Here is a 13647-nt window from a genome sequence, read left to right on the forward strand (position 1 = left end):
GGTAAAACTATAAGGCCATTTTATAAACTGATGAACGCGCTTCATTACTTATAAAAAGGGCCGGGCCGCTGCGGCGGAAAGGAGAATTCATGTTTAAACCTCTGTTATTGGCCGCCCTGTTGGTGGCGTCGACACTGCCAGCCATGCAGCAAGCTCAGGCTGACGGCCTCAGTATCGATCTGATGCCAGGCGTTTCATTACGCATCGGCGAACAAGACAACCGCGGCCGTTACTGGGACGGTTATGACTGGCGCGACCGTGACTGGTGGCAGGGCCATCAGGGGCGCTACCTGGGTGACCGCAACCGCCGGGGCTACAACTGGGACGGTTATCGCTGGCGCGACAACGACTACTGGCGCAAAAATTATTACTATCATGAAGGCCGCTATCGCAAATACGATAAGCACTACTACAAGCATCATGAAAAGCACCACTGGAAGAAAAAACATCATGATGACCGTGATCATCGCCACCATGATCACGACGACTGACAGGCATCATGCCGTAATGCCTGCCAGCTAAGGTGAAATTGTTCCCTCTCCTTTGGGAGAGGGTTAGGGTGAGGGGATACATACTTACGCGAAAGCCCCTCACCCCGGCCCTCTCCCTCTGGAGAGGGGGACTATCGCTTTAGCAAAGTCGTACATTATTATTCAGAACTTTGCTTAGCTGACCGGCATTAGGCACTGCCGGCCTTTCATTTAATAGACGCTCACAGCAGGCTACTGACCAGCAGATAACCGTTCAACCCCACCACTACCACCACGATCAACTTACCTATCGTCTGTATGGTGCGGCTATTCACCATCTCACCCATCAACTCACGATTCCCGGTGAACGACAGCAACGGCACCAATGCCAGTGCAATACCGAAACTCAGTAATACCTGGCTCAGTACCAAAATGCGCGTGGCGTCCATCCCCAACATAATGACGATAAACGATGGCAGCATGGTGACCACACGGCGCACCCACAGCGGAATGTAAAAACGCACAAACCCCTGCATCACCACCTGCCCCGCCAGCGTGCCCACCACGGTAGAAGATAACCCGGCGGCTACCAGGCTCAGCCCGAAGATCGTGGCCGCCGCCTGCCCCAGCAAAGGTTGCAGCGTCAGATAGGCCTGGTCAAGATCGGTAATACCGCTGTGACCATTAAAGTGAAAGGCCGCGGCGGCGGTAGCCATCATCGCCAGGTTTACAAACCCGGCAATGGTCATGGCAATGGCCACATCGACCTTGGTGGCAGCATACCTGTCGGCCTTTGAGTTTTCCCCGGCCGCCTGAGTTAACGACGAATGCAGATAAATCACGTGCGGCATAATGGTGGCACCAAGCACCCCGGCGGCCAGAAACACCGCATCACCGTTCGGCAAATCTGGCAGCGCCATGCCTGTTAATAGCGGGCCTAACTGCGGTCGGGAAAACACCAGTTCCACCATATAAGCCAAAGCGACAAACAGCAGCAGGCTGCCAATCACCCATTCCAAAGATTTTTGCCCACGTTGTTGCAACATCAGGATCAGGAAAGTCGCGATGCCGGTCAGGATCGCTCCCTCCAGCAAAGTCACGCCCAACAGCAGTTTGAAACCTATAGCCGCGCCGATAAATTCGGCCAGATCTGTGGCCATCGCAATAATTTCTGCCTGAACCCAATAAGCCCACACCGCCGGACGCGGGAAACGATCGCGAATATGCTCCGCCAGGTTTTTACCCGTGGCAATGCCCAGTTTGGCAGACAACAGTTGGATCAACATCGCCATCACATTGGCCCACACCACCACCCACAGCAGGGTATAACCAAAAGAGGCACCGGACTGGATATTGGTAGCGAAATTACCGGGGTCAATGTAGCCGATAGCCGCGATAAATGCGGGGCCCATCAGGGAAAGTTTGATCTTCCTGGATGAGCGCGGGGTGGTCTCAACCACGCGACTGTTCAGCATGTTCTGAACCCTTACTTCTAATAAGCCTGGGGTTATCTTATGTAAATGATAATAATTATCAAGTGCATTTATGGCGGTAATACTTATCTCTGCAATAGGGAAAAAACACGGATTTAACGAAAGGTTTAGCAGGTAGATGAACATTTTCCGCACTCTTCCGGGCCAGATTCAGAGCACAATCCGTCTTATAATCAAATTAGTGGAGGAATAGGAATTTCATATGACTTCATTAAGCTATTGATTTTTTATGCTTTACCGTAATAATTTAAGACGTTTCCCAGTATGAATTTCCATATTTGCAATAGACCTCTCGTTTTTAAACGTGGCGTTACATAAAATGACATCCGAAATTCAGCCTGCCTCAAGTTTGGAGCAAACATGTCCCATATTGCGCACTTCGCGTTGGCGTTGGTGGTGGTCACGATCCTGGCACTTTTAGTATGCCGCGATCGTAAAAGCATCCGCATTCGCTACGTTATTCAACTGTTGGTTATTGAAGTACTGCTGGCCTATTTTTTCCTGCATTCGGAAGCGGGTTTAGGCTTTGTAAAAGGATTCGCAGCGCTGTTTGACAAGCTGCTCGGGTTTGCTGGGCAAGGGACTGAGTTTGTATTCGGCGGTATGGGTGATAAAGGTTTGGCCTTCTTCTTCCTGAAGGTACTGTGCCCGATCGTCTTCATCTCCGCGCTGATCGGTATTCTGCAATACATTAAAGTACTGCCGTTTGTCATCCGCATCATTGGTACCGTGCTGTCAAAAGTTAACGGTATGGGCAAGCTGGAATCGTTCAACGCCGTCAGCTCGCTGATCCTGGGCCAGTCTGAAAACTTCATTGCCTATAAAGATATTCTGGGCAAGATGTCTGAAAAGCGCATGTACACCATGGCGGCGACCGCGATGTCTACGGTTTCCATGTCCATCGTCGGCGCTTACATGACCATGCTGGACGCCAAATTTGTGGTCGCGGCACTGGTACTGAACATGTTCAGCACCTTTATCGTGCTGTCATTGGTCAACCCGTATGACACCAGTAAAGAAGAAGAACTGCACCTGGGCAATCTGCACGAAGGCCAGAGCTTCTTCGAAATGCTGGGTGAATACATTCTGGCTGGTTTTAAAGTAGCTATTATCGTTGCTGCGATGCTGATCGGCTTTATCGCCCTGATCGCCGCGCTCAACGGCCTGTTCAGCGCCATCTTCGGCCTGAGCTTCCAGGAAATTCTGGGCTACTTCTTCTATCCATTCGCCTGGATTATGGGTATTCCTAAGCACGAAGCGTTGCAGGTGGGTAGCATCATGGCAACCAAACTGGTATCCAACGAGTTCGTGGCGATGATGGAACTGCAGAAAATCTCTGCTGAACTATCTCCTCGCAGCATGGGTATTCTGTCGGTGTTCCTGGTTTCCTTCGCCAACTTCTCTTCCATCGGTATCGTTGCCGGTGCGATTAAAGGGCTGAACGAGCATCAGGGCAACGTGGTTTCTCGCTTTGGTCTGAAGCTGGTTTACGGTTCAACGCTGGTCAGCATCCTGTCTGCGTCCATCGCAGGCCTGGTTCTGGGCTAAGCCGAAACGTCAGTAAGATAAAGGTCGCTTCGGCGGCCTTTTTTAATGCCAGCAATTCGGTGCATGGGAAAGGGAAGGCAGTAAGGAAAGACAGAAAGCAAAAAGCCGACCCTAAGGTCGGCTTTTTAAATGGTGGTGGAGCTAGACGGGATCGAACCGTCGACCTCTTGCATGCCATGCAAGCGCTCTCCCAGCTGAGCTATAGCCCCACAAAAGTGGTACGCTTTAACCGGCGTTACGGTATTCCCCAACCCTTCTGAGATAAAGGTTGGTGGAGCTAGACGGGATCGAACCGTCGACCTCTTGCATGCCATGCAAGCGCTCTCCCAGCTGAGCTATAGCCCCAATCCACAATCACAAAATCCTGTGAACGGGGCGCATAATATGAAACCCACTCTAAGCTGTCAACGGCTAAATTGCATTCCTGCTTCAAGCGCTGAAAAAGCCGCCAAATCAGCGCGTTTGCTGCTAAAAATTGAGCATTATGCCCCAAACCATGACCCTGCCGCGGCGTACCAGGAATTCGCCATCAAGTAGCAGATACAAAAAAACCCCGGGATTGCTCCACGGGGCTTTGTCATTAACTGGCAGGGAAACGCTCAGCCTTAAGCTTCACGCCCGGCAATATAAGCCAGCGCCAGGTCGATACGCTGCAGAGAACGGCTCTGACCGATGGCATGAACGGTGACATCCATACCCGGTGACTGACCGGCACCGGTAACCGCCACGCGCAGCGGCATACCTACCTTGCCCATACCTACGCCCAGCTCATCTGCCGTGCCCTGAATGGCGTCATGCACGTTTTCCGGCGTCCAGGCAGTGATAGCAGCCAGTTTGGCGCGCACCGCTTCCAGTGGCTGACGAGCAACCGGACGCAGGTGTTTCTTGGCAGCGTCAGCGTCGAACTCGCTGAAGTCTTCGTAGAAGTAACGGCAAGACTCGGCCATTTCCTTGAGCGTTTTGCAGCGCTCGCCCAGCAGCTTAACGATATCTTTCAGCTCAGGGCCATTACGGGTCTCGATACCCAGTTGCTCAACATGCCACGCCAGGTGCACTGCCACTTCTTCAGCCGGCATATGGTTAATGTAATGGTGGTTCAGCCACTGCAACTTCTCGGTATTGAAGGCACTGGCGGATTTGTTGATCGCTTCCAGGGTAAAGAACTCTTTCATCTCATCAATAGAGAAGATTTCCTGGTCACCATGAGACCAGCCCAAACGCACCAGATAGTTCAGCAGCGCCTGCGGCAGGTAGCCGTCGTCACGGTACTGCATCACCCCTACCGCACCGTGGCGTTTCGACAGTTTTTTACCGTCGTCACCGAGGATCATCGAAACATGCGCGTATTCCGGTACCGGCGCACCCAGCGCTTTCAGGATGTTGATCTGGCGCGGGGTGTTGTTGATGTGGTCTTCGCCGCGGATCACGTGGCTGATTTCCATATCCCAGTCATCTACCACTACGCAGAAGTTATAGGTTGGTGAACCGTCGGTGCGGCGGATGATCAGGTCATCCAGCTCCTGGTTGCTAAATTCGATCGGGCCGCGGATCTTGTCGTCGAAGATCACCGAGCCTTCCTGCGGGTTACGGAAACGCACCACGTGTGGCTCGTCATCGGTATGGCTGCACTGGCTGTCGCGGCAGTGGCCGTCGTAACGCGGTTTTTCGCCGTTTTCCATCTGCTTTTCACGCAGCGCTTCCAGACGTTCCTTCGAGCAATAGCATTTATAGGCGGTATCCTGCACCAGCATGTCGTCAATCACCGCGTTATAGCGGTCAAAACGCTTGGTCTGGAAGTACGGGCCTTCATTCCAATCCAGGTTTAACCAGTTCATGCCATCCATAATTGCGTCGATCGCGTCCTGGGTTGAGCGTTCCAGATCGGTATCTTCGATACGCAGAACGAACTCACCGCCCGCATGGCGGCTGAACAACCAGGAGTAAAGCGCAGTACGGGCGCCACCGACGTGAAGATAGCCGGTTGGGCTCGGTGCAAAACGGGTTTTGATTTTCATTGGTTTCACTGCCTTATTACGCAACGCGTGTCGGCGGTTGCCGACGATTGCTCGGAATTTAAAAAAGTGGGCAACATTGTACCACCACGCGCTAATTCCTCAACGCTGACACGATATTGCCAAGGCTGATTTCATCATCTCTGCGGCGCTTTACGCATAACAATGTGCAAAGATTCGACATTGCAGGCGATAAATATCGCATCCTGTTTAAATTTGCGGCGAACGATTGAAATCATTTTAAAAACCGTTGACTCACTTTCAACTATCCCTATAATGCGACTCCAACAAGACGGGGCGATTAGCTCAGTTGGTAGAGCATCTCCTTTACACGGAGGGGGTCGGCGGTTCGAGCCCGTCATCGCCCACCATCTTGTTGAGTAGTAAAGCAGTAAGAAATGAGAAGAATGAGGGTGATTAGCTCAGTTGGTAGAGCATCTCCTTTACACGGAGGGGGTCGGCGGTTCGAGCCCGTCATCACCCACCACTCATTCTCTTGTTTGGCAGTACCCGGAAGTTCTGAAGTGGGTGATTAGCTCAGTTGGTAGAGCATCTCCTTTACACGGAGGGGGTCGGCGGTTCGAGCCCGTCATCACCCACCACTTCTGCGGGTCGTTAGCTCAGTTGGTAGAGCAGTTGACTTTTAATCAATTGGTCGCAGGTTCGAATCCCGCACGACCCACCAATACAGAAAAAAGCGCCTTTTGGCGCTTTTTTCGCATCTGCAGCACAGTAATCATCTCAAACACCTTTCTAACATAGTGCAGAGTGTCGTGCTGGATGAGAACCTGTGCAGGTTCGACAAAATTGCCCCGGCAATTTTGAACAGCGCTTGCGCTGGCCCGAAGGGTGAGGCCAAAGGCCGAGTTAATCCCGCACGACCCACCAATACAGAAAAAAGCGCCTTTTGGCGCTTTTTTCGCATCTGACGTCCGGAAGCGCTCAAAACTTCAGTAATCCTCCCAGTATCTCCATACAACTAACAATACTCGTTATTAGGGAGAGCGTGCCGAAGGGGTCGTAGCGGCTTGCCCGCCGGAGCGCCCCTCGGTGCGCTAGGCCCGAGTATCTCGGGATTAAAGACAACTATTTCACTACAAAATAAAGGCGCTGCTTGCAGCGCCTTGTGGCTATTGCGAAGATAGAACCTGATTATCAGGCCGCCAGCGTCGCCCCGCCGTCAATCACAATATCCTGCATGGTGATATGGCTGGCGCGATCGGAAGCCAGAAACAAAATGGCATCGGCGATTTCCTGCGGCTGAGCAATTTTACCCAGCGGAATACCCAATTTGAACTGTTCCGGGAAACCGTTAATGGTGTTCTGCTCACCGGTTTCATCCTGCCACATGCCGCGCTGCATAGGCGTATTGGTCGATCCTGGCGAAACCAGGTTGCAACGTACGCCATAAGGGGCCATCTCCAGCCCTACGGTGTTGCACAGGCTGCGTAATGCCGCCTTGGAAGCACAATAGGCCGCCATACCGACGCGCGGCACATGCGCGGCGTTAGATGCCACGCTGACAATCGCACCGCGTCGTTGGCGACGGAATACCGGCAAAGCGTGGCGGAACATATTAAATGCCCCACCGGCATTGACGGCCAGGCAAGCCAGCCAGTCTGCGGTGCTGGTTTCATCCGCCAGCCCCATACGCAGAATACCGGCGCCGTTGACCAGCACGTCCAACGCCCCCGGCTCCGCCAGCAAACGTCCGCAAACCCGATCTACCGCATCACTGTCGGCGATATCCAGCACTTCGGTGCGGAATGCGTATTCCGGCTCGCCAAAATGTTTATCAAAGCCAATCACTTCGGCACCGGCCTGCACAAACGCCAATGCCGTTGCCAGACCAATCCCGGCCCCAGCACCAGTGACCCAGACTCGCTTACCGGCGAAATCGCCCCGTTGTTCCATCAGGCTTTTCCCTCCGACAGCAGCGTCCACCAGCCATCGATGGTCGGGTTCTTGGCCAGTGCGATAAAATCAATATCGCCACGAATTTTACGCCAGCGTGCCGCCAACTCCATGATGCGCACTGAATCCAGACCGTAGTCGATCAGGTTTTCATCGTCGCCCATATCTTCACTGTCTTCATCGAGGAAAGGCATGATTTGCTGGCGTAAGGCAGCCTTACTGGCAATGCCCGGCAACAGTTCGGCAGTGGTCACCACGCGGCCACAACGGCCGGCGGTATAACGCAGCGCCATCAGATGCTCTTCGCGGGAGAAATCGGCCAGGCCGTCAGCCACCATAAACGGCTGAATATTGCGCATGAAGGCGTCGATCGCCGTAGTCATACAGCCGATATGGGCGTAGACACCACAGATGATCAACTGATCGCGCCCCGACTCCTGCAGAATTTCCTGCAGCGGTGAGCGGTGGAAGGCACTGTAGCGCCACTTCACTAACACCGTATCGTCTTCTTCCGGGGCCAGAGCGGCGACCACCGCCTGCTGTTCCGGGTGCTTATTCAGGCCCGGCCCCCACATGTCATTGAGTAATGCACGGTCTTCATCGCTCTGCTGATTAGGCTGCGCGGTGTAAAACACCGGGATCCCCTGTGATTTGCAGTAACGACGCAGGTTGGCAATATTCTCCACCACCTGCTTGATCAACGGGCTGTCTTCACCCCAGAAATTCAGGAAATACTGCTGCATATCATGGATCAACAGTGCAGCGCGCTGCGGTTCCACCGTCCAGCTCACTTTGTTGGTCGGCAGTTCAGCCTGAGTCGGCAACGCGTAATCATTCAGTTTTGGAATGGCCATGACTTATTCTCCCTGGACCAGAGTCAGTTGTTGCGCCTCCAGGCGTTGGCGCAACAGTTTTTTATCCACTTTGCCAACCGGGGTGAGCGGCAGCGTATCAACCTGTATAAAACGGTCGGGTAATTTAAATTCGGCCACGCCCTCGCCGCGTAAATGGCGGCGCAACACCACCGGCTTCAACGCGCTGGTCGCGATGATATAGGCGCAGCTTTTTTCACCCATCAGTTCGTCCGGCATCGACACCAACGCCGCATTGATCACTTCCGGATGGCGCAATAACAGGTTTTCGATTTCTTCCGCAGCGATCTTTTCCCCACCGCGGTTAATCTGATCTTTTTGTCGCCCTTCAACTTTCACATAGCCATCTTCGGTCAGGCTGATCAAATCGCCGGAACAGTAGAAACCGTCCTTATCAAAGGCGGCGGCGTTGTGCTCCGGACTTTGGTAATAGCCGCGGAAGGTATAAGGGCCACGGGTCATCAGACGCCCGGTTTCCCCCACCGGTAGCGGGTTGCCATCTTCGTCAGCCACCCACAGCTCGTCATCCGGCGACATCGGGCAGCCCTGAGTGGTCAGAATATGCTGGTCGTCATCGTCCAGACGGGTGTAGTTCACCAGGCCTTCCGCCATGCCGAACACCTGCTGCAACTGGCAGCCGATCTCGGCCGGAATACGTGCCGCCAGGGTTTCGCCCAGCTTGGCGCCGCCCACCTGCAACAGCTTAAGGCTGGCCAGTTGCTGGCAACCGCCCCACTCTTCAATCGCCTGCAGCCACAGCGTCACCGCCGGTGGCACCAGCGCCGTCACGTTAATCTGATGCTGCTCGATCAAACGGAAGCATTGTCCGGCATCCGGGTCGCTGGCAAACACCACCAGCCCGGCACCATAAAACACGCCCAGGACGCCCGGAGAACTCATCGGATAGTTATGGGCCACCGGCAGCGCGCACAGGTAGCGGGTATCGACATCGAAATGGCAAATTTCCACGCTGCGGCGAATGCTGTAGTAGTAATCGTTGTGAGTCCGCGGGATCAGCTTTGGCGTTCCGGTGCTGCCACCGGAAAGCTGGAAAAACGCCACCTGGTCGGCCGGGCTTGGCGTCGCAACAAAACCACTGCTGTCCTCTTCCAGCCAGGCCGCCAGCGACTGCTCGCCCCCGTCCTGATTGCGCAATGCCACCACGCGCAATGAAGGATGCTCGGCGCGAAACGCCGTCAGAAACTCGTCGTTGCCAAACAGGCCATGCTGACGATCGGCAATCAGCAATGCTGGTTTGATCTGTACGGCGTAGGCGTTCAGCTCATTGCGTTGATGACTGAACAGCGCGTTCACCGGTACCACGCCAATTTTCAACAACGCGAAGAAGGTTACATAGAACTCGACCACGTTGCCCAACTGCACCAGAGCAGTATCTCCGCTCTGAATGCCGCGGCGCTGCAGGGCGGCAGCCAACCGATCGGAGAGCTGATTAAGCCGGCGGTAACTCAGGCTGCGCTCCGGGTCGATCAGCGCGATAGCGTCATTTTTGGCCTGGCGAGTGATGATGTCGGTCAGGGGCCGGTCGGTCCAATAGCCGCGTTCGCGATAGCGATGGGCTAACGCCTCAGGCCAGGGGGTAAAAGCAATGGTCATCAGAATGTCTATCCTTGGTTCAGGCCAAACGCCCGCGAAATGGTACTGAGTTTGGTGCCGGTTTCATGCCATTCGGATTCCGGCGAAGAGTCTTGCACAATGCCGGCACCGGCAAACAGTCGCACCTGATTGCCCTGCACCGTGCCGCAGCGGATGGTCACTACCCACTCACCGTTGCCTTCGGCGTCACACCAGCCGACGATGCCGCCAAACAGGCCGCGATCGAACGGCTCCAACTGCTTGATCACCTGATGCGCCAACGCGGTCGGGGTACCGCACAGCGCCGGTGTCGGGTGCAGCAGGCAGGCCAGCGACAGCGCATTTTCAGCGCGGCTGGCGGCTTCACCGTCTATAGGCGTGGACAGGTGCCACAGCGTGGTGGTGCTCAATAATTCAGGCACGGTGGGAATATTCAGATAGCGGCAGCGCTCGGCCAGTACCTGCCGCATGCCTTCGGTGACAAACTGGTGCTCATAGCGATCTTTTTCGGACACCAACAGCTGCTGGCTGACTTCCAGATCCCGCTGCGGATCGGCATCACGACGGGCAGAACCGGCCAGCGGATTGGAGTAGAACTGCGCGCCGGATTTACGTAGCAGCAATTCCGGGCTGGCCCCCAGCAATGCCCCCTGTTCCAGCGGGACATGGAAGTGGAAACCATGAGGATTCTGGGCGATGATCCGCGCCATCAACGCCTGGCGGTCTACCGGCTCACGCGTTTCAATCTCCAGCAGGCGCGACAACACCACTTTATCCAACTGGTCGCCGCGGGTCGCTTCCACCGCATCCGCCACCATCTGCATAAAGGGTTGTTGGGCAGGCACTTCATTTTGGCGGATAATTTCCGGCAACGTGTCCTGCGGGGAAGTTACGCCGGCCAGAAAGGCATCGCGCTCAAACCATTGGGTTTGCTGGGGAATAAACAGAGCGGAGGGTTGATGAGTATCAAACGGGATCGCGCCGCACAGAACCGGGTTTTTAACCCCCGCCAGTTTCGCTTCGGCAAAAGCATGTTGTACCGCCTGCTGGAACTCACCGTTAAGCTGGTCCCCGTTATGGGCCGGCATCGTGATTTTGGCAAAGCAGCCTTGGGTGCTCAGGCTACGGAAAGGAGAGGTAAAGAAAAAGCCGGAGGTCGGCGACACATTTGCAGCAGCTTGTTCGCTATCCTTTCTTTGCGGCTTCTTCTGCCCGGTACTGTTTAGTGTAACGCTCATCGGTGCTCCCTTTCGTATCATGAACAATAACCTGTATAATAATGATTATCATTTGTATTGAATCGCGTTAAATTACCCTCGTGAATATGCTATGTCAATAAATGTAAACAGTTCTTCCATTCATAATCGTGATATAAAACCAGCAGTTTTAATTATATAAATGATAAGTATTACTATTTAACTTCTAAGGAATGCTTTATGAAGAAGAACCCCGTCTTCAGCCTGATGCTGTTTGGGCTGATGCTGATTGGCACGGCCCATGCCGCAGACGCCGGTTGGCCGCGTAAAATCGAAACCTCACACGGCGTCGTAACCCTCACGCAAGCCCCTGCCCGCATCGTTTCTACCAGCGTTACCGTTACCGGAACCCTGCTGGCGATTGATGCCCCGGTGATCGCCAGTGGCGCAACTACCCCCAACAACCGGGTGGCAGACTCACAAGGGTTCTTCCATCAATGGAGCGCTGTCGCGACGCAGCGCGGCGTTAAACGCCTGTATATCGGCGAACCCAACGCAGAAACCATTGCCGGTGAGGCGCCCGATCTGATTATCATCTCGGCGACCGGTGCCGATTCCGCCCTGCGCCTGTACGATCAGCTCTCCGCCATTGCCCCGGTGCTGGTGGTCAATTACGACGACAAAAGCTGGCAGGCACTGGCACTCGAACTGGGCCAGGCCACCGGCCATGAAGCCCAGGCGCAGAAAGTCGTCAGTGATTTCGACGCACGTGAACAATCGCTGAAGCAGCGTATGAAACTGCCGGAACAACCGGTTTCCGCCCTGGTCTTCAACGCCGATGGCAAATCCGCCAACCTGTGGACCGCCGCATCCTCCCAGGGGCAAATGCTCAAACAGTTGGGTTTTACGCTGGCGACGCTACCGGCCAAGCTGAACAACAGCCGCAGCATGGGGATGCGTAAGGACATTATTCAACTGGCCGGTGAGAACCTGGCGGAAGGGCTGAATGGCCAAACGCTAATGCTGTTCGCCAACAATGACAGCGACGCCGAGCGGCTGATGGCCAATCCTTTCCTGGCGGACCTGCCGGCGGTGCAGCACAAGCGGGTTTACGCATTGGGCAGCGACACCTTCCGACTCGATTACTACAGCGCCAGCAACCTGCTGACGCTGTTGGAAAAGCAGTTTACTTCTCAGTAGATCCCGCGGCGGGCTGGAGATCGCTTTCTTGCCCGCCACTGCCCACCTGACGCAAACCGCGCATCGCAAATGCCAGCACCACACCGAGTAGCGCCACGCCAAAACCAAAGCTGGTGGAGGTCATCGCCGGCAGCATAAACGCCCCCATGGCCCCCAGCAGCAGCGCGCCCAGTGCATCACCCACCACGTTTTGCGCCGTCCACAGACCATTGATACGGCCGAGGAACGCATCCGGCGTCAGGTTCTGGATCAACCCGTACTGCAGCAATGAGTTCAACGCGCTCAGGTAGCCGAAAACCACCAGGAAGAACAGCGCCAGGCCGTACCACGGCATCAGACCAAACAGGCCGATAGCGACGAAAGCGCCAATCGCCGTCATCAGCATCATCCAGCCCGGACGCGCGACATGAGCCACCCGGCCGCTGGTAAAGGCACCGATGGCTGCTCCCAGTGGCACCGCGGAATACATAAAGCCCAGTTGAGCCGCACTGACCTGCCACATACCGGACATGGCCGGATACAGCACCCGCACCGCACTGGCCATGGTCAACAGCGCGCCGATCAGCGCCACCATGCCAATCACCCGGTTGCGAAACAGGAAACCAAAGCCACCGGCCAGCGCACGTAGCGGGTGCTCACGCGGCTGCGGCGGCGGCAGCAACTGTGGCAGACGCAGTAACGGGATCAGCGTCAGCAAGGTGCCAAATGCGGCCAGACCGTAGTTCCATGCCACACCGGCGTTGGCGATCACCAACCCGCCGATCGCCGGAGAGAGGATCGAACCAAAGCGCACCGTCAGCATGCTGATGGCCCCGGCCTGCACAATATTTTCACGCCCCACCAACGCCGGTGTCGCCGCCAGCAGCGCCGTGACGCCAACCGCACCGAAAAAGCCGTCCCATACTGCCAGCAGGTAAATCAGCGTTAATGAAGGCGTGGGCAGTGCGGCGTTCAGGCACAGGCCGACAAAACCAATGCCGCAGGTGGAGCGGGCAAACAATATCAACCGACGGCGTTCGTAGCGGTCGGCCAGCACGCCCCCCATCAGCAAACCGGCAAACATGCCGCTACCCGCCAGCGTTACGGATAGCCCGACCAGCAACGTCGACCCGGTCAAGGCCTGGATCTGCACCGGGATCGCAATGGCCATCAACCCCAGCGCTAAAATGGAAATAAAGCGCGCGCAAAAAACGGCACGAAAAGCGCCATTGGTCTTAAGCAGGCCAAAATCAAGCAAAATAGAGGGCTTACTCATGAGCTTTCTCACCAAAACTAAAGAAAAAGGGGCAGCGTCTGGGCTGCAATAGCGAAGGGACTCATGGTACCATAGATGAAAGCAATCAATAATG

10 protein-coding genes, 6 tRNA genes and 1 other RNA gene are annotated in these 13647 nt (G+C 55.1%); 8 read left to right on the top strand and 9 right to left on the bottom strand.

The window, feature by feature from the left end; translation table 11 throughout:
* Window positions 1-89 precede the first annotated feature (89 nt).
* Complete coding sequence (locus tag M2406_RS18540) at window positions 90-491, top strand: DUF2502 domain-containing protein (RefSeq protein ID WP_012146127.1); 402 nt, start codon at window positions 90-92, stop codon at window positions 489-491.
* 221 nt (window positions 492-712) lie between these two features.
* Here the strand turns inward: M2406_RS18540 and M2406_RS18545 are convergent, their stop codons facing one another.
* On the bottom strand, window positions 713-1945 hold the full coding sequence (locus M2406_RS18545; RefSeq protein WP_259190991.1) for an Nramp family divalent metal transporter: 1233 nt from the start codon (window positions 1943-1945) through the stop codon (window positions 713-715).
* Window positions 1946-2323: 378 nt separating this feature from the next.
* On the opposite strand from M2406_RS18545, the gene M2406_RS18550 reads away from it, so the two are divergent.
* Window positions 2324-3511: a NupC/NupG family nucleoside CNT transporter gene (locus M2406_RS18550; RefSeq protein WP_012146129.1), complete on the top strand. Its 1188-nt coding sequence runs from the start codon at window positions 2324-2326 to the stop codon at window positions 3509-3511.
* A gap of 133 nt (window positions 3512-3644) precedes the next feature.
* Here M2406_RS18550 and M2406_RS18555 read toward each other — a convergent pair.
* From M2406_RS18555 to gltX, 3 genes are all read right to left on the bottom strand, one after another.
* Window positions 3645-3720: transfer RNA gene (locus M2406_RS18555), tRNA-Ala, on the bottom strand.
* A 60-nt stretch (window positions 3721-3780) separates the two neighbouring features.
* Window positions 3781-3856 (bottom strand) — tRNA-Ala (locus M2406_RS18560).
* Between the two features lie 260 nt (window positions 3857-4116).
* Window positions 4117-5526 (bottom strand): glutamate--tRNA ligase, encoded by a 1410-nt coding sequence (gltX, locus tag M2406_RS18565; RefSeq protein WP_017893563.1) that lies wholly within the window; start codon window positions 5524-5526, stop codon window positions 4117-4119.
* 292 nt (window positions 5527-5818) lie between these two features.
* On the opposite strand from gltX, the gene M2406_RS18570 reads away from it, so the two are divergent.
* From M2406_RS18570 to M2406_RS18590, 5 genes are all read left to right on the top strand, one after another.
* Window positions 5819-5894: transfer RNA gene (locus M2406_RS18570), tRNA-Val, on the top strand.
* A 40-nt stretch (window positions 5895-5934) separates the two neighbouring features.
* Window positions 5935-6010 (top strand) — tRNA-Val (locus M2406_RS18575).
* Between the two features lie 39 nt (window positions 6011-6049).
* Window positions 6050-6125, top strand: a tRNA-Val gene (locus M2406_RS18580).
* Between the two features lie 7 nt (window positions 6126-6132).
* Window positions 6133-6208 (top strand) — tRNA-Lys (locus M2406_RS18585).
* Between the two features lie 74 nt (window positions 6209-6282).
* Window positions 6283-6411: non-coding RNA, RtT sRNA (locus M2406_RS18590), on the top strand.
* A gap of 267 nt (window positions 6412-6678) precedes the next feature.
* Here M2406_RS18590 and dhbA read toward each other — a convergent pair.
* From dhbA to M2406_RS18610, 4 genes are read right to left on the bottom strand one after another with little or no spacing between them, the layout of a single operon-like run.
* A complete protein-coding gene (gene dhbA, locus M2406_RS18595) occupies window positions 6679-7437 on the bottom strand; it encodes a 2,3-dihydro-2,3-dihydroxybenzoate dehydrogenase (protein ID WP_259190992.1) in 759 nt (252 codons plus the stop codon).
* Window positions 7437-8291, bottom strand: a complete 855-nt coding sequence (locus M2406_RS18600) for an isochorismatase (protein ID WP_012146132.1) — start codon at window positions 8289-8291, stop codon at window positions 7437-7439. Before M2406_RS18600 ends, dhbA begins: the two co-directional genes overlap by 1 nt.
* Before the next feature lie 3 nt (window positions 8292-8294).
* Complete coding sequence (locus tag M2406_RS18605) at window positions 8295-9923, bottom strand: (2,3-dihydroxybenzoyl)adenylate synthase (protein WP_218216864.1); 1629 nt, start codon at window positions 9921-9923, stop codon at window positions 8295-8297.
* 8 nt (window positions 9924-9931) lie between these two features.
* Window positions 9932-11140 (bottom strand): isochorismate synthase, encoded by a 1209-nt coding sequence (locus M2406_RS18610; protein ID WP_259190993.1) that lies wholly within the window; start codon window positions 11138-11140, stop codon window positions 9932-9934.
* 198 nt (window positions 11141-11338) lie between these two features.
* On the opposite strand from M2406_RS18610, the gene fepB reads away from it, so the two are divergent.
* Complete coding sequence (fepB, locus tag M2406_RS18615; RefSeq protein ID WP_259190994.1) at window positions 11339-12298, top strand: Fe2+-enterobactin ABC transporter substrate-binding protein; 960 nt, start codon at window positions 11339-11341, stop codon at window positions 12296-12298.
* Here the strand turns inward: fepB and entS are convergent.
* Window positions 12285-13553, bottom strand: coding sequence for an enterobactin transporter EntS (gene entS, locus M2406_RS18620; protein WP_012146136.1), 1269 nt, complete (start codon window positions 13551-13553; stop codon window positions 12285-12287). The two genes, fepB and entS, sit on opposite strands and share 14 nt — an antisense overlap.
* Window positions 13554-13647: the final 94 nt, after the last annotated feature.

Origin of the sequence: Serratia sp. BIGb0163 (assembly GCF_024809935.1) — a bacterium.
GTDB lineage: Bacteria > Pseudomonadota > Gammaproteobacteria > Enterobacterales > Enterobacteriaceae > Serratia > Serratia quinivorans.

Coding starts and splice junctions, on each gene's coding strand:
- M2406_RS18540 (WP_012146127.1), top strand. CDS start 90: ATGTTTAAACCTCTGTTATTGGCCGCCCTGTTGGTGGCGTCGACACTG.
- M2406_RS18545 (WP_259190991.1), bottom strand. CDS start 1,945: ATGCTGAACAGTCGCGTGGTTGAGACCACCCCGCGCTCATCCAGGAAG.
- M2406_RS18550 (WP_012146129.1), top strand. CDS start 2,324: ATGTCCCATATTGCGCACTTCGCGTTGGCGTTGGTGGTGGTCACGATC.
- gltX (WP_017893563.1), bottom strand. CDS start 5,526: ATGAAAATCAAAACCCGTTTTGCACCGAGCCCAACCGGCTATCTTCAC.
- dhbA (WP_259190992.1), bottom strand. CDS start 7,437: ATGGAACAACGGGGCGATTTCGCCGGTAAGCGAGTCTGGGTCACTGGT.
- M2406_RS18600 (WP_012146132.1), bottom strand. CDS start 8,291: ATGGCCATTCCAAAACTGAATGATTACGCGTTGCCGACTCAGGCTGAA.
- M2406_RS18605 (WP_218216864.1), bottom strand. CDS start 9,923: ATGACCATTGCTTTTACCCCCTGGCCTGAGGCGTTAGCCCATCGCTAT.
- M2406_RS18610 (WP_259190993.1), bottom strand. CDS start 11,140: ATGAGCGTTACACTAAACAGTACCGGGCAGAAGAAGCCGCAAAGAAAG.
- fepB (WP_259190994.1), top strand. CDS start 11,339: ATGAAGAAGAACCCCGTCTTCAGCCTGATGCTGTTTGGGCTGATGCTG.
- entS (WP_012146136.1), bottom strand. CDS start 13,553: ATGAGTAAGCCCTCTATTTTGCTTGATTTTGGCCTGCTTAAGACCAAT.